The following is a 14,296-nucleotide window of genomic DNA, read 5'->3' as shown; positions in this document are numbered from 1 at the left end:
GACTACTGTAGCGCATTGGCGGGCGCGCACGGTTGTCACTTGCAAAATCATGCTGCAAGGGTGTGTTGATGGCATATAATTTACGCACCACTTTGTTACTTTCTTCATATTACCAACAGGAGTACCATGTTTTCACGCAAATTCCAATCTTGTGCACAGCTGATGCTGGCCACCGTGATGATGAGCTTTGTCGCCACCGCGCCCGCGCGCGCGCAGCAGGCCACCGCCAAATTGCCGAACGTGGTGATCCTGGCGACCGGCGGCACCATCGCCGGCAGCGGCGCCGACAGCACCACCACCGTGGGCTATACCTCGGCCACCGTGGGTGTCGAGCGTTTGATCGCGGCCGTGCCGGAACTGAAGAAAGTGGCCAACGTGAAAGGCGAGCAGGTCTTCCAGATCGCCAGCGAAAGCATGACCAATGCACACTGGCTGACCCTGGCCAAGCGCATCAATGTGCTGCTGGCCTCGCAGGATGTGGACGGCGTGGTGATCACGCACGGCACCGACACCATCGAAGAAACCGCGTATTTCCTGAACCTGACCGTCAAGAGCAACAAGCCGGTGGTGGTGGTCGGCGCGATGCGGCCATCGACGGCGATCTCGGCCGATGGCCCGATCAACCTGTACAACGCGGTGATGCTGGCCGGCAGCAAGGAAGCCGTCGGCAAGGGCGTGCTGGTGGCATTGAACGACCAGATCAATGCGGCGCGCGAAGTGACCAAGACCAATACCTCGACCACCGACACCTTCAAGTCGACCGAACTGGGCATGCTCGGCTATATCCAGGGCAGCAAGCCTTACTTTTACCGACAGTCGACGCGCAAGCACACGCTGGAATCGGAATTTGACATCAGCAAGCTCGACTCCCTGCCGCAAGTGGACATCGTGTATGGCTACGCCAACATGAACCGCATCGGCATGGACGCCTTTATTGCCGCCGGCGCCAAGGGCATCATCCACGCTGGCGTGGGCGATGGCAGCGTGGCCGCGCAAATGAAGCCGGCGCTGGTCGAAGCGCGCCAGAAAGGCGTGCTGATCGTGCGATCGAGCCGCGTCGGCCAGGGCATCGTGGCGCGCAATGGCGAAGCCAATGACGACGAACTCGACAGCGTCGTATCGGACACCCTGAGCCCGCAAAAAGCCCGCATCCTGCTGATGCTGGCGTTGACCAAGACCAATAGCACCCAGGAAATCCAGCGTATTTTCTACACCTATTGATGTTTGAGCGGGCTGGCCTGCCTTTTGCCTTGTCAGGCAGATTTACGCTGGCCCGCTTTGCTGCCATACTTCGCCCCTGAACAATGAATCGGCAGCGGCTGCGGCACTGCCCGTGGCGCATGGCTATCCTGTCCGAGATTACCCTTTATCCCATCAAATCGTGCGCCGGCATCGCCCTGCGCGAGGCCGTGCTGACGGACTGCGGCCTGATGAGCGAACACGTGTATGACCGCGAGTGGATGGTGGTCGACGCCGAAGGCCGTTTCCTGACCCAGCGCGAGTATCCGCGCATGGCGCTGATCGTGCCGGCCATCAAGGCCGCCACGCTGGCATTGCGCGCGCCGGGCATGCTGCCCCTGGAAATCGAGCTGGGCCTGCCGCACCCGCAGCAGGCGCCCATGCTGGAGGTGAGCCTGTGGGACGAAGCGGTGCGCGCCTATGATTGCGACGAGGTGACGGCCACCTGGTTTTCCAATGCCATCGGCACGCCTTGCCGGCTGGTGCGTTTTCATCCGGACGTGGTGCGCACTACCGGCACCAGCTGGACCGGCGGGATTGCCGCGCCCACCTTGTTTTCCGACGGCTATCCGCTGCTGGTGGCCAGCGTGGCCTCGCTCGGCGATGTGAACGAGAAGCTGCGCACGGCCGGCCGCGCGGCGTTGCCGATGAACCGCTTCCGCCCCAATCTGGTACTCGACGGCATCGGCGCTTTCGAGGAAGATTATGCCGACGCGCTGCAGTTTGGCGCCACCACCCTGAAACCGGTCAAGCCGTGTCCGCGCTGCCCGATACCGTCGGTCGACCAGGCCACGGGCGTGCCGGGGCCGGACCCGCTCGATGTCATGCGCGCCTACCGCGCCAAGCCCGAGCTCGATGGCGCGATCTGCTTTGGCATGAACGCCATCGTCACCAGGGGCGGTGACGAGCGCATCGTGGTGGGCCAGGAAGTCGGTTTCGACCTGGCGTTTTAAGCGTAGCGGCCGCACAGAAGGGTTTGAGGTTTATATGAGTCAACCGATATCGCCAGTGTCAGGCCAGCAGGGCAGCGATGCCAGGAGCCATGCCGCCTCGATCAGCGGCCTGGAAGCGGAAAACCAGGCCTTGCGTGCGCGCCTGGCCTATCTGGTCGAGCAGCTCGAACGCAACCACGACATCATGGGCCGGCACCAGGCATTCGACCTGGAAATTGTCGGCGCTTCCACTTTTCCCGAACTGATCGGCACCATCTTTCGTACCTTGCCCGTGGTGTCCGGGCTCGACGGCGTCACTCTGAGCCTGGTCGACGAGGGCGACGATATCCTGGTGGTGATGGAAAAGCTGGGCGTCGATTTCAGCGCCTTTCCGCAGATGCTGTTCGTCCACCACACTGGCGAGCTGGGCTTCATGGCGGCGGCCGAGGGCGCGCCGCCCCTGCCGCTGCTGGGCCCGTTCGATGCGGCCGTGCACGGCCCGCGCTTTCCGGCCAGCGAGGTCGCGCTGCGCAGCGTGGCGCTGGTGCCCTTGCTGCGCAACAAGCGGCTGATCGGCAGCCTGAACCTGGCCAGCAGCGACGCGGCGCGCTTTACGCCGGCGCTGGGCACGGATTTTATCGAGCATATGGCGTCGATTATCGCGATCTGCCTGGAAAACGTGATCAGCAATGAAATGCTGAAATATATCGGCCTGACCGATGCGCTGACCGGCGTCTACAACCGCCGTTATATCGACCGGCGCCTGCTCGAAGAAATCGCCCGCGCGCGGCGCCAGCAATATTGCATCGCCTGCATGTATATCGATATCGACCATTTCAAGCGCGTCAACGACACCCACGGCCACCAGGGCGGCGACGAAGTGCTGCGCGAAGTGGCCGCTCGCATCCGTCATGAGTTGCGCCGTTCCGATGCGCTGGGGCGTTTCGGTGGCGAGGAGTTCGTCGTGCTGCTGATCGACGCCGACCTGGCCAGCGCCACCCTGGTGGCCGAGCGCATTCGCGCCAGCATCGCCGGCGCGCCGTTCGAACTGTCCGGCGCCGCGCACGCGTCCGTCAGCGTATCGATCGGCGTGGCCAGCCTGCCGTCGCAATCGGACCAGCTGCCAATTGAAATGGTGGCGCAGCAGCTGGTGGCGCATGCCGACCAGGCCCTGTATCAGGCCAAGGCGGGCGGGCGCAACCTGGTTGTCAGCGCCTCGGCCTGACTTACTTCGCCAGCAGCGTTTCCGCTTTCGCCACCGCGTCGGCGCTGCCGCGCAGCACCACCACGTCGCCGCTGGCCAGCTGCGTCTCTGGCGTGATGGCCAGCCGGCTGCGGCCGCGGCGGATGGTGGCGATGGCGGCGCCGCAGGCCTCCATGTCGATGCTGCCGAGGGCGGCGCCGATGCAGCGCGCGCCGTCGCCGACGGTGACCGAATGCAGGCGTTCGAGCTCGGCGTCGTCGCCGGCGTCGCTGGCGCCATGGAAATAGCCGCGCAGCGAGGCATAGCGCTCCTCGCGCGCCGCCTGCACCCGGTGCACCACGCGGCGCAGCGGCACGCCCATCATGATCAGCGCGTGTGACGCCAGCATCAGGCTGCCTTCCATCAGTTCCGGCACCACTTCGGTGGCGCCTGCGTCGCGCAGCAGGTCCAGGTCGCTGTCGTCGTAGCTGCGCACGATGACGGGCAAGGTCGGCGCCAGTTCATTGACCAGATGCAGCAGGCGCAGGGCCGCCGGCGTATTGGCATAGGTAATCACGACGGCGCTGGCGCGGTAAATGCCGGCCGCCACCAGGCTTTCGCGCCGCCCGGCGTCGCCATACGACACATGGGCGCCCGCCAGCTGCGCTTCCTGCACCCGCTCCGGGTCCAGGTCCAGCGCGTGGTATTCGATCTTTTCTTCGGTCAGCAAGGTCGCCAGGCTTTGCCCGCTGCGCCCGAAACCGGCGATCAGCACGTGTTTCTGCGCCGCCATGGTGCGCGTGGCAATTTTCGTCAGCGCCAGCGACTGCATCATCCAGTCGTTGGCGGCCAGCTTCATGACGATGGCGTCCGATTTGGCGATCAGCAAGGGCGCGATCAGCATCGACAGCACCATCGCCGCCAGCACCACCTGCACCACGAACGGGTCCATCAATTTGATGCCGCCGGCCAGGTTCAGCAGCACGAAGCCGAATTCACCGGCCTGCGCCAGCCCCAGCCCGGTGCGCAGGGCCACGCCGTTGGAGGCGCCGAACAGCCTGGCCAGGCCGGCGATGAGGGCGAATTTGAGCAGCACGGGCGCGCACAGCAGCAGCAATACCAGCCACCAGTTGTCCAGCACCACGCGGATATTGAGCAGCATGCCGACCGTGATGAAAAACAGGCCCAGCAGCACGTCGCGGAAAGGTTTGATATCCTCTTCCACCTGGTGCTTGAATTCGGTCTCGGAAATAAGCATGCCGGCCACGAAAGCGCCCAGGGCCAGCGACAGGCCGGCGCGCTCGGTGATCCAGGCCGCGCCGAGAGTGATGAGCAGCAGGTTGAGCATGAACAGTTCCTGCGAGCGGCGCTTGGCGACGATGGTGAGCCAGCCGCGCACCATTTTTTGTCCCAGGAACAGCAGCAGGATCAGCACCACCACCGCCTTGGCGCCGGCCCAGGCCAGCGTCTCGGCCAGGTTGTCCGAATCTTTTGTCAGCGCCGGAATCAGGATCAGCAGCGGCACCACGGCCAGGTCCTGGAACAGCAAAATGCCGATGATCTTGCGGCCGTGTTCGCTTTCGAGTTCGAGCCGTTCTGTCAGCATTTTTGACACGATGGCCGTCGACGACATGGCCAGCGCCCCGCCGAGCGCAAACGCGGCCTGCCAGCTCAGGTGAAAATAGGCCGACAGGTAGCGCCCGACGAACCAGCCGAAGACGACGGTGGCAACGATGGTGGTGACCACCTGCGCCATGCCGAGGCCGAACACAATGCGCCGCATGGCCAGAAACTTGGGCAGGGAAAACTCGAGCCCGATGGAAAACATCAGGAAGACGACGCCGAATTCGGCCAGGGTATGGCTCGCTTCATTCTCGGCGGCCAGGCCCAGCGCATGCGGGCCGATGACGATGCCGACGGCCAGGTAGCCGAGCATGGGCGGCAAGTGCAACATTCTGAAAGCAACCACGCCAAGCACGGCGCTGCCGAGTAACATCAGGGTCAGTTCTAACGAGGAAAACATGGGTTGCCCGGGTGGTCAGTGGAAATCGTTTTTTGTTGTGACTGGCAAGTTTTTTGCTTTCCTAATTCGTTTATACTTTGGGCATGAGTGTAACCCATGAAAAAACAATGCAGAAAGCTTTTGATCGAAGTGACATGAAAGCGACAAGCGAGCGCGCCGTGGCGCTGGCCCGCACCACCTTGCAGATCGAGGCGGACGCCATCGTGGCGCTGCACGCGCGCCTGGCCACCGACGACAGCGTGGGCCGCGCCGTGGCCCTGCTGCTCGACTGCAAGGGCCGCGTGGTGGTGTCCGGCATCGGCAAGTCCGGCCATATCGCGCGCAAGATCGCCGCCACCCTGGCCTCGACCGGCACGCCGGCGATGTTCGTGCATCCGGCCGAGGCGGCCCATGGCGACCTGGGCATGGTCACCTCGGACGACGCCTTTATCGCCATTTCGTACTCGGGCGAATCGGCCGAACTGATGGCCATCATGCCGGTCGTCAAGCGCATGGGCGGCGTGCTGATTGCCATGACGGGCAAACCGCAATCGAGCCTGGCGCAACTGGCCGATGTCCACCTCGATATCTCGGTGGAAAAAGAAGCGTGCCCGCTGAACCTGGCGCCGACCGCCAGCACCACCGTCACCCTGGCGCTCGGTGACGCGCTGGCCGTGGCGCTGCTGGACTTGCGCGGTTTCAAGGAAGAAGATTTTGCCCGTTCGCATCCCGGTGGCGCGCTGGGCCGCCGCCTGCTCACGCACGTGCATGACGTGATGCGCAGCGGCGAGCGGGTGCCGAAGGTGCCGGTGGACGCCACGCTGCTGCAGGCGCTGGAAGAAATGACGAAGAAGGGCATGGGCATGACGGCCGTCGTCGATGCGGATGACCGTCCGGTGGGCGTATTTACCGATGGCGACCTGCGCCGCATGTTCGAGCGCGTGCAGGATTTCACGCAGGTGGCGATCCGCGACGTCATGCATGCCAGCCCGCGCGGCATCGCGCCCGAACGCCTGGCCGTCGACGCGGTAGCCGTGATGGAACAGCACCGCATCAACCAGATGCTGGTGGTTGACCTTGATGGCAAGCTGGTCGGCGCCCTGCATATCCATGACCTGACGCAGGCCAAGGTCATCTGATGCCGGGCGACCTGGCGGTGGTCAGCGGACATATTTTTTGAGAGTGAAACACTATGCGTAAGCCAGAAGGCGCCCATCGCTGGCGCATGATCTTTACCGTGCTGGGCGCCGTTGCGGTGGCGCTGGGCAGCTTCTGGCTGCTCGAAGTGATGAACAAGGGCAGCCTGGACGTCAATGCCGCCAAGAAACTGGATGAACCCGATTATTTCGTCACCAATTTCAGCCTGGTGCGCATGGACCTGGAGGGCAAGCCCAGCTACATCGTTTCCGGCGCCAAGCTCACGCATTACCCGGCCGACGATTCGTCCGATATCGACCAGCCTTTCGTGCGCAAGATCAGCCCTGGCGTGCCGCCGTTGAACATGACGGCGGAGCTGGCCCATATCGACCAGAACAATACGCGGCTGCAATTGTCGCGCAATGTCGTGATCGATCGCGTGGCCGGCCCGACGACGCAGAACATGACGCTGAAAACCGAGGCGCTGACGATTTTCCCCGACGAAGAGCGGATGGAGTCGGCCGTGCCGGTCGACCTGCTGTCGGGGCGTTCACACGTGACCGGCGTGGGCCTGAAGGCCAACAATGCCTCCAGCGTGGTGGAAGTGCCGAACTCGGTGCGCATCGTGATTCCGCCGCGCAAAGCCGCGCCGGCCAAATAAATAAAGAGGACCAAAACAACATGAAAAAAGTATTGCTGCTCAGCCTGTTTTCCCTGGCCGTCATGGGCACTGCCCATGCCGAAAAGGCCGACTCGGAAAAAGAAGCCGTCATCACCGCCCAGCGCGGCCAGGTCGATGACATCAAGCAGATCCGCACCCTGACCGGCGACGTGGTGCTGGTCAAGGGCACCCTGACCATGAAGGCGGGCCGCGCCCTGATCACGGAAGATCCGCAGGGCTACCAGTTCATCACCTTCTGGGGCGATCCTGGCAAGCTGGCCACCTTCCGCCAGAAGCGCGACGGCGAGGGCGACCTGTGGGTCGAGGGCGAAGCGGAACGGGTCGAATACAACAACAAGACGGAAGTGGTGAAACTGTTTTCCAAGGCCAAGCTGACGCGCCTGCAAGGCACCAAGCCGACCGACGTGGCCAATGGCGCCTTTATTTCCTATGACAGCCGCAACGAATTGTTCAATATGGAAAACAGCGACAGTGGCACCAGTTCCCCCGGCGCCGGCAGCGTGCGCATGGTGATCCAGCCGAAGAACAAGCCGGCGGCGGACAAAACGCCCGCCGCGCCCGCGCCGGTGCCGACGTCAGGAAAGAAATAATGAACAAGAATGAACGTTGCGGCAGCACCCTGATCGTGCGGGGACTGCAGAAAACCTATGGCAAGCGGCAGGTGGTGCATGATGTGTCGCTGCAAGTCGAATGCGGCGAAGTGGTGGGCCTCCTGGGGCCGAACGGCGCCGGCAAGACCACCTCGTTCTACATGATCGTCGGCCTGGTGCCGTCCGACGGCGGCACCATCGACATCAGCGGCGTCGATATTTCCAGCCTGCCGATCCACCGCCGCGCGCAGATGGGCCTGTCCTACCTGCCGCAGGAAGCATCGGTGTTTCGCAAGCTGACGGTGGAGGACAATATCCGCGCCGTGCTGGAAATCCAGACGGTCGACGGCCGGGCTCTGAAAAAGCCCGAGATCGAGGAGCGGCTCGACAAATTGCTGGCCGACCTGCAGATTGAAAAGCTGCGCGAAAACCAGGCGCTGTCGCTGTCGGGCGGCGAGCGCCGCCGCGTGGAAATTGCGCGCGCGCTGGCCACCGATCCGCGCTTCGTGCTGCTCGACGAGCCGTTCGCCGGCGTCGACCCGATCGCCGTAATCGAAATCCAGCGCATCGTGCGGTTTTTGAAGGAACGCAATATCGGCGTGCTGATCACGGACCATAATGTGCGCGAAACGCTGGGCATCTGCGACCGCGCCTACATCATCAACCAGGGCTCGGTGCTGGCGTCGGGCCGGCCCGACGACATCATCGCCAACGAGTCGGTACGCCGGGTCTATCTGGGCGAACACTTCCGCATGTAAGCCGATGAAACAATCACTGCAGCTGCGCACCTCGCAGCACCTGGCACTGACGCCGCAATTACAGCAATCGATACGGCTGTTGCAATTGTCCACGCTGGAATTGCACCAGGAGCTGGAGCAATTGCTGACCGATAATCCCTTGCTGGAACGCCTCGACGATCCGCTTGACCGTTCCTTGCGCCTGCTGTCCGATGGCGCCTTGAGTTCGACCGCGGCGCCGGCGGAAGCGCCACCGGCGCCACCGGGCCAGGAAGCGCCGGCGCCGGCGGCCGAAGCGGAGAGTTTTGACGGCGACGCTGGCGAGAGCACGGCCGCGCCCGAGGGCGACAGCGACTGGAGCGAGGCCAGCCGTGGCAAGGCGCCCGATGACGAGGATTCCCGGCCGCAATTGGAGGCCCATCACTGCACCTTGCGCGAGCACCTGATGGAACAGATGCGCGTGACGGTGCTCGAGCTGCGCGACCGCGCGCTGGTCGAACTGATCATCGATGCGCTCGACGACAACGGCTACCTGGAAGAGCCGCTCGACGACATTTTGGCGCGCCTGCCCGAAGAACTCGAAGTCGACGCCGACGAGATGCGCACGGCGCTGGCGCTGCTGCAAAGTTTCGATCCGGCCGGCGTGGGCGCGCGCAATGCGTCCGAGTGCCTGGCGCTGCAGATCAAACGCCTGCCGCAGGTGGCGCGGGTGACGCGCCGCATGGCCCTGACCATCGTTGAAAAACACCTGGCCTGGTTTGCCCAGCGCGACTTCAACAAGCTGAAAAAAGCCCTCGATTGCGACGACGAGGATCTGCGCGAAGCGCAGACGGTGATTCGCCTGTGCAATCCGCATCCGGGCGCCGTGTTCGCTTCCGACGTGTCCGACTATGTGGTGCCGGACGTGGTGGTCAAGCGCGCACGCAACGGCTGGCAGGTTTCGCTCAACAATGACGTGATGCCGCGCCTGCGCGTCAACGCCATGTACGCCAACCTGCTCAAGCAGGGCAAGGGCGAGGGCGGCATGGGCGCGCAGTTGCAGGAAGCCAAATGGCTGATCAAGAATATGCGCCAGCGCTTCGACACCATCCTGCGCGTGGCGCAGGCGATAGTAGAACGGCAAAAGGATTTTTTCTCGCACGGCGCAGTTGCCATGCGGCCACTTGTGCTTCGCGAAATAGCTGATACACTGGGTTTACACGAGAGTACTATCTCCCGGGTAACAACCCAAAAGTACATGCTGACCCCGCATGGAATGTTTGAGTTGAAGTATTTCTTTGGCAGCCACGTCGCCACCGAAGCAGGTGGGGAAGCATCATCGACGGCGATACGGGCCTTGATCGTGCAATTGACAGGAGCAGAGAACCCTAAAAATCCTTTATCCGACAGTAAGATTGCGGACATGCTGGGGGAACAAGGCATGGTGATTGCGCGACGTACTGTTGCCAAATACCGGGAAGCGTTGAAAATACCGCCAGTGAGTCTGCGTAAGTCTTTGTAGTTTTTTCGGTTCCTCTGCGGGCCGGATCGATGGACACCGCACGAACCCGATCATCTTTAGGAGTGTGTATGAATCTCACCATCAGCGGACATCATCTCGAAGTGACACCAGCCATCCGTGAATACGTACAAACCAAACTGGAGCGCGTGAAACGCCATTTCGATCACGTCATCGATATCGCCGTGATTCTGACCGTCGACAACCTCAAAGAGAAAGAAAAACGCCAGAAGGCCGAAGTGAATCTGCGACTGAGCGGCAAGACCGTCTACGTCGAGAGCCTGGCGCAAGACCTGTATGCCGCGATCGACAGCCTGATCGACAAGCTGGACCGGCAAGTGATGAAATACAAAACCAAAGTGCAAGGGCACGGTAAAGAGGCGATCAAGCATCTGCCAGACAACACGCCTGAAGAAGCCGCCGCCGTCTAGGCCTGCCGCTCCAGCTTGTTGTGATCAACTAAGGGCGCGCTGTTTTCATAACCTCGCGCCCTTTTTTGCGTCTTTTTTTCGCTAGTTGCGTTCGCGGTGGCGCAGCACGACCCGCTCCTGGTCGGCGAAATACTGCGCCAGGTGTTCGGCCATATACACCGAACGGTGCTGTCCTCCCGTGCAGCCGAGCGCCACCGTCAGGTAGCTGCGGTTATCGGCCTTGAACGAAGGCAACCATTTTTCCACGAAATTACGGATATCGGCAAACAGTTCCAGCGCCGCCGGCTGGGCATCGAGGAAGGCGATCACGGGCGCGTCGCGGCCATCGAGTGGCCGCAATGCCAGGTCGTAATACGGATTGGGCAGGGCCCGCACGTCGAACACGAAGTCGGCGTCCAGCGGCACCCCCAGCTTGAAGGCAAACGACTCGAAGAACAGCGTCAGCGGCGCCCGTTCGGAGGCGAGGATATCCTTGATCCATTCGCGCAGCTTGTTGGCGCGCAAGTCCGAGGTGTCGATCACATGGCCCAGCTGTTCGATGGCCGACAGCCGTTCGCGCTCTTCCGAAATGCATTCGATCAGGGTGCGGCGGCTGGCCGGATTCTGGTCAGGGCGCAACTCATGCGACAGCGGATGGCTGCGCCGCGTTTCCGAAAAGCGCGCCACCAGCGAGTGCGTGGTCGCTGTCAGGAACATGACCTTGACATCATGCCCCTGGTCGCGCAGCAGCGCCACATTGTGCGGCAGGTTGACCAGCGACTCGGCACTGCGCGCATCGACGGCCACGCCCAGGCGGCTGGTGCCTTCCTGCAGCAAGGTTTGTACCAAACTCGGCAACAAGGCCGGCGGCAGGTTGTCGACACAGTAGTAGCCTGTATCTTCCAGCACCTTGAGTGCCACGGATTTTCCGGAGCCGGATATACCGGTAATAAGGATGATATGCATGCGGCAATCATACAATAAAGACCGCAGCTCTGCGCCGAGGCAAATTTTTTACAATTTATTGCAACTGATTGTGGTGCTGGTTGGACAAAGCTGGGGTCAGACCATCAATGCCGCTCGCTCGGAGGCTTGAGCTGACGGTCGTGGGGGGCTGACCCCGGCCTTGGCCGCCGCTCATGGCCAATCGTTGGTGCAGCAGGGAATGCAGGAAGCATCGCTTCGTGCCTGCGTAACGGTTCGCCCTTGCAAGGGCGAACTTCACTGCAGGCTAGTCCCCGCTCATTGCCAACCTCTGGCGCTCCATGAACTCCTGCAAGGTATCAATCCCGCGCAGTTGCAAGATGGTATTGCGCACGGCCGCTTCGAGCAGCACCGCGATATTGCGGCCGGCGGCGACCGGAATGACGACCTTGCGCACGGGCAGGCCCAGCACGTCTTCAGTGGGGAACAAAAAAGGCAGGCGCTCGACTTCTTCTTCCAGCGCGTTGCGGCGCACCAGGTGCACGATCAGTTTCAGCCGCATCTTGCGGCGCACGGCCGTTTCGCCAAAGATGGCCTTGATGTCGAGCAGGCCCAGGCCGCGTACTTCAAGCAGGTTCTGCAGCAGAGGCGGGCAGCGCCCTTCGATCATGTTGGGGGCGATGCGCGAGAACTCGACGGCGTCGTCGGCCACCAGGCCGTGGCTGCGCGAAATCAGTTCCAGGCCCAGCTCGCTCTTGCCCAGGCCCGAGTCGCCCGTGATCAGCACGCCCACGCCCAGCACATCCATGAATACGCCATGCATGATGATACGCTGCGCCAGTTTTTTCGACAGGTAGACGCGCAGGAAGTCGATCACCTGGGCGGCCGGCAGCGGCGTGGAAAACAGGGGGATATTCTGCTCGTCGCAGATGGCGAGGATGTCGGGCGGCGTTTCCAGCCCTTGCGCAATGATCAGCGCCGGTGGGCCGCCCGCGATCAGCTCGCCGATCACGTGGGTGCGCGTATTGACCTTCAGGCGCTGGTAGTAATTGATTTCCTGGTGGCCAAAGACCTGGATGCGGCCCGGGTGGATCAGGTTCAAATGGCCGACCTGGTCGGCGGCCGACGAGACGTCGCCCGAGATCAGGCGCTCGCCGCCGGGAAAGCCGGCGAACCAGCCCAGTTGCAGACTTTCGCGATTGTCGTCGTACAGGCGTTGTATCGTCAGCGGCGTTTGCAACATGGCAGTTTTCTTCAGGAGTGGATCGATACCTGAAGTTTAACCCGCCGCTTGCAGGCTGGGTTGCCAATTAACGATGCGCGAATGCACTGATTTCGGGTCCGGATCGGTGGCCAGCGCCGTGCGGAAAGCGTCGTCCGAAAACATCTCGGCGATTTCCGACAGGATTTCCAAGTGTTGCTGGGTCACATGATCGGGGATCAGCAGGAAAAACAACAGGCTGACCGGCTTGCCGTCGGGCGACTCGAACGGAATCGGCTCGGCCAGGCGCACAAAGGCGCCCAGTGGCGCTTTCAGGGTCTTGGCGCCCTTGATGCGGCCGTGCGGCACGGCCACGCCATGGCCGAGGCCGGTCGAACCCAGGCGCTCGCGGGCGAACAGATTGTCCGACACGGTGGAGCGGGCGATGCCGTAGTTGTTTTCGAAGATCAGGCCGGCTTGCTCGAAAGCGCGCTTTTTGCTGGAGACTTCCAGGTCCAGCAGGACGTTTTCGAGGGATAATATTTTGCTAAGATTAGTCATGACACTCAATGAAATGGTGCAATGCGCAGAGGGCTTGCGAGCCGAATTATAGGCCTGTTTGAGTGGCCTGTAACGCCAATTCTCAACAGTATAAGCTCGCTGCCGGCGCAGTAGTCACTCTGGCGGGACAAGCAAGCATTTTATCAAAAAAATAACCCCGAAGGGAATTAGCTATTTCTTGATTGAAAACCAAACTCCTGCCGGTTTTTCCGTCGCCGATCGCCGATTTTCCGATTTTTCAGCGTTTTGTGTTGCCTGCTTCAAGCGCGCTGGCGTTGTTTTAAAACACAGCCAGCGTTCCGAACAGCATCATTCTGCGCCCATCCTGCGGCCATGACCAGTACTTATTGGCGCGCGTTGCGCAGGTTGCCGGGCATGTGTCCGGTGCTGAAGTTGCTGCGCCAGGGATTGATATCGAGGCCGCCGCGGCGCGTGTAGCGCGCGTAGACCGACAATTTTTGCGGCTTGCACTGGCGCAAAATGTCGACAAAGATGCGTTCGACGCACTGCTCGTGGAATTCATTATGTTCGCGGAAACCGATCAGGTAGCGCAGCAGGCTTTCCTGGTCGATCTGCGGCCCCGCATACTCGATCTGCACGCTGCCCCAGTCCGGCTGGCCGGTGACCAGGCAATTCGATTTGAGCAGGTGCGACACCAGTTTTTCTTCCACCGGCGCTTCGTCCAGCGCCGCCTTCAGCAACTGCGGCGACGGCGTGTAGTCGGTGATGTCCAGGTCGAGGCGGTCGAGCAGCACGCCGTCGAATTCGCCCATCTTGAGTTTGCCGAAGTCTTCCTGCAAGGTCAGTTCCACCTGCACCGGCGCGCCAAAGCCGTTCGACAGATCCTGTTTCAGCAGGGCCAGCAGCGCTTGCGGGCTGTCCAGTTTGGTCTGGTTGAACGAGTTCAGGTAGAGCTTGAACGACTTCGATTCGATGATATTGGGCGAGTCGGCCGGCGCGCTGACCTTGGCCACGGCCACGTGCGGCTTGCCGCGCTGGTTCAGCCACGACAATTCGTAGGCGTTCCAGATATCGAGGCCAAAGAAGGGCAGGGTGCCGCGCAGTTCCAGCTCGTCGCGCTTGCCCTGGCGCGGAATCGGAAACAGCAGTTCCGGCGCGTAGTCGCTGCGGTAGGCCGAGCTCTTGCCCAGGGGGGATAGTTCGGCGAGGTCGTTGGTAGTGGTCATGATGATGGCGTCC

General features: G+C 62.0%; 14 protein-coding genes. 9 read left to right on the top strand and 5 right to left on the bottom strand.

What is annotated here, in order from left to right; translation table 11 throughout:
- Positions 1-126: 126 nt before the first annotated feature.
- The 3 genes from ASR47_RS22855 to ASR47_RS22845 all read left to right on the top strand — a co-directional run bounded on the left by ASR47_RS22855 (position 127) and on the right by ASR47_RS22845 (position 3,396).
- On the top strand, positions 127-1,221 hold the full coding sequence (locus ASR47_RS22855; protein ID WP_065310101.1) for a type II asparaginase: 1,095 nt from the start codon (positions 127-129) through the stop codon (positions 1,219-1,221).
- 119 nt (positions 1,222-1,340) lie between these two features.
- Complete coding sequence (locus ASR47_RS22850; RefSeq protein WP_065310100.1) at positions 1,341-2,192, top strand: MOSC domain-containing protein; 852 nt, start codon at positions 1,341-1,343, stop codon at positions 2,190-2,192.
- A 34-nt stretch (positions 2,193-2,226) separates the two neighbouring features.
- Positions 2,227-3,396 carry a GGDEF domain-containing protein gene (locus ASR47_RS22845; RefSeq protein WP_065310099.1) on the top strand — a complete coding sequence of 390 codons (1,170 nt, stop codon included), beginning with the start codon at positions 2,227-2,229 and terminating at the stop codon, positions 3,394-3,396.
- A gap of 1 nt (position 3,397) precedes the next feature.
- Here ASR47_RS22845 and ASR47_RS22840 read toward each other — a convergent pair whose 3' ends face one another.
- Positions 3,398-5,377 carry a monovalent cation:proton antiporter family protein gene (locus ASR47_RS22840; RefSeq protein WP_065310098.1) on the bottom strand — a complete coding sequence of 660 codons (1,980 nt, stop codon included), beginning with the start codon at positions 5,375-5,377 and terminating at the stop codon, positions 3,398-3,400.
- 107 nt (positions 5,378-5,484) lie between these two features.
- On the opposite strand from ASR47_RS22840, the gene ASR47_RS22835 reads away from it, so the two are divergent.
- The 6 genes from ASR47_RS22835 (at position 5,485) to hpf (ending at position 10,431) form a co-directional block, all read left to right on the top strand.
- Positions 5,485-6,495, top strand: a complete 1,011-nt coding sequence (locus ASR47_RS22835; RefSeq protein ID WP_082989119.1) for a KpsF/GutQ family sugar-phosphate isomerase — start codon at positions 5,485-5,487, stop codon at positions 6,493-6,495.
- Positions 6,496-6,548: 53 nt separating this feature from the next.
- Entirely contained in the window at positions 6,549-7,154 is a 606-nt protein-coding gene (lptC, locus tag ASR47_RS22830; RefSeq protein ID WP_065310097.1) for an LPS export ABC transporter periplasmic protein LptC, read from the top strand.
- Positions 7,155-7,174: 20 nt separating this feature from the next.
- Positions 7,175-7,765, top strand: a complete 591-nt coding sequence (gene lptA, locus ASR47_RS22825; protein ID WP_065310096.1) for a lipopolysaccharide transport periplasmic protein LptA — start codon at positions 7,175-7,177, stop codon at positions 7,763-7,765.
- Complete coding sequence (lptB, locus tag ASR47_RS22820) at positions 7,765-8,523, top strand: LPS export ABC transporter ATP-binding protein (RefSeq protein WP_065310095.1); 759 nt, start codon at positions 7,765-7,767, stop codon at positions 8,521-8,523. The genes lptA and lptB overlap by 1 nt, the downstream gene beginning before the upstream one ends.
- 4 nt (positions 8,524-8,527) lie before the next feature.
- Positions 8,528-10,003: an RNA polymerase factor sigma-54 gene (locus ASR47_RS22815; protein ID WP_065310094.1), complete on the top strand. Its 1,476-nt coding sequence runs from the start codon at positions 8,528-8,530 to the stop codon at positions 10,001-10,003.
- Positions 10,004-10,071: 68 nt separating this feature from the next.
- Positions 10,072-10,431, top strand: a complete 360-nt coding sequence (gene hpf, locus ASR47_RS22810) for a ribosome hibernation-promoting factor, HPF/YfiA family (protein WP_065310093.1) — start codon at positions 10,072-10,074, stop codon at positions 10,429-10,431.
- Between the two features lie 81 nt (positions 10,432-10,512).
- On the opposite strand, the gene rapZ is transcribed toward hpf, so the two are convergent.
- The 4 genes from rapZ to queF all read right to left on the bottom strand — a co-directional run bounded on the left by rapZ (position 10,513) and on the right by queF (position 14,283).
- Positions 10,513-11,376 (bottom strand): RNase adapter RapZ, encoded by an 864-nt coding sequence (gene rapZ / locus ASR47_RS22805; RefSeq protein WP_065310092.1) that lies wholly within the window; start codon positions 11,374-11,376, stop codon positions 10,513-10,515.
- Positions 11,377-11,641: 265 nt separating this feature from the next.
- Entirely contained in the window at positions 11,642-12,577 is a 936-nt protein-coding gene (gene hprK / locus ASR47_RS22800) for an HPr(Ser) kinase/phosphatase (protein WP_034753337.1), read from the bottom strand.
- Between the two features lie 36 nt (positions 12,578-12,613).
- Positions 12,614-13,096 carry a PTS sugar transporter subunit IIA gene (locus ASR47_RS22795; RefSeq protein WP_065310091.1) on the bottom strand — a complete coding sequence of 161 codons (483 nt, stop codon included), beginning with the start codon at positions 13,094-13,096 and terminating at the stop codon, positions 12,614-12,616.
- A gap of 344 nt (positions 13,097-13,440) precedes the next feature.
- Positions 13,441-14,283 (bottom strand): NADPH-dependent 7-cyano-7-deazaguanine reductase QueF, encoded by an 843-nt coding sequence (gene queF, locus ASR47_RS22790; protein ID WP_065310315.1) that lies wholly within the window; start codon positions 14,281-14,283, stop codon positions 13,441-13,443.
- Positions 14,284-14,296: the final 13 nt, after the last annotated feature.

The organism is Janthinobacterium psychrotolerans, from assembly GCF_001677885.1.
In the GTDB taxonomy this organism is placed as follows: domain Bacteria; phylum Pseudomonadota; class Gammaproteobacteria; order Burkholderiales; family Burkholderiaceae_D; genus Janthinobacterium; species Janthinobacterium psychrotolerans.
Note: the sequence above shows the minus strand (reverse complement) of the source record. Positions and strands in the feature narration are given on the sequence as shown.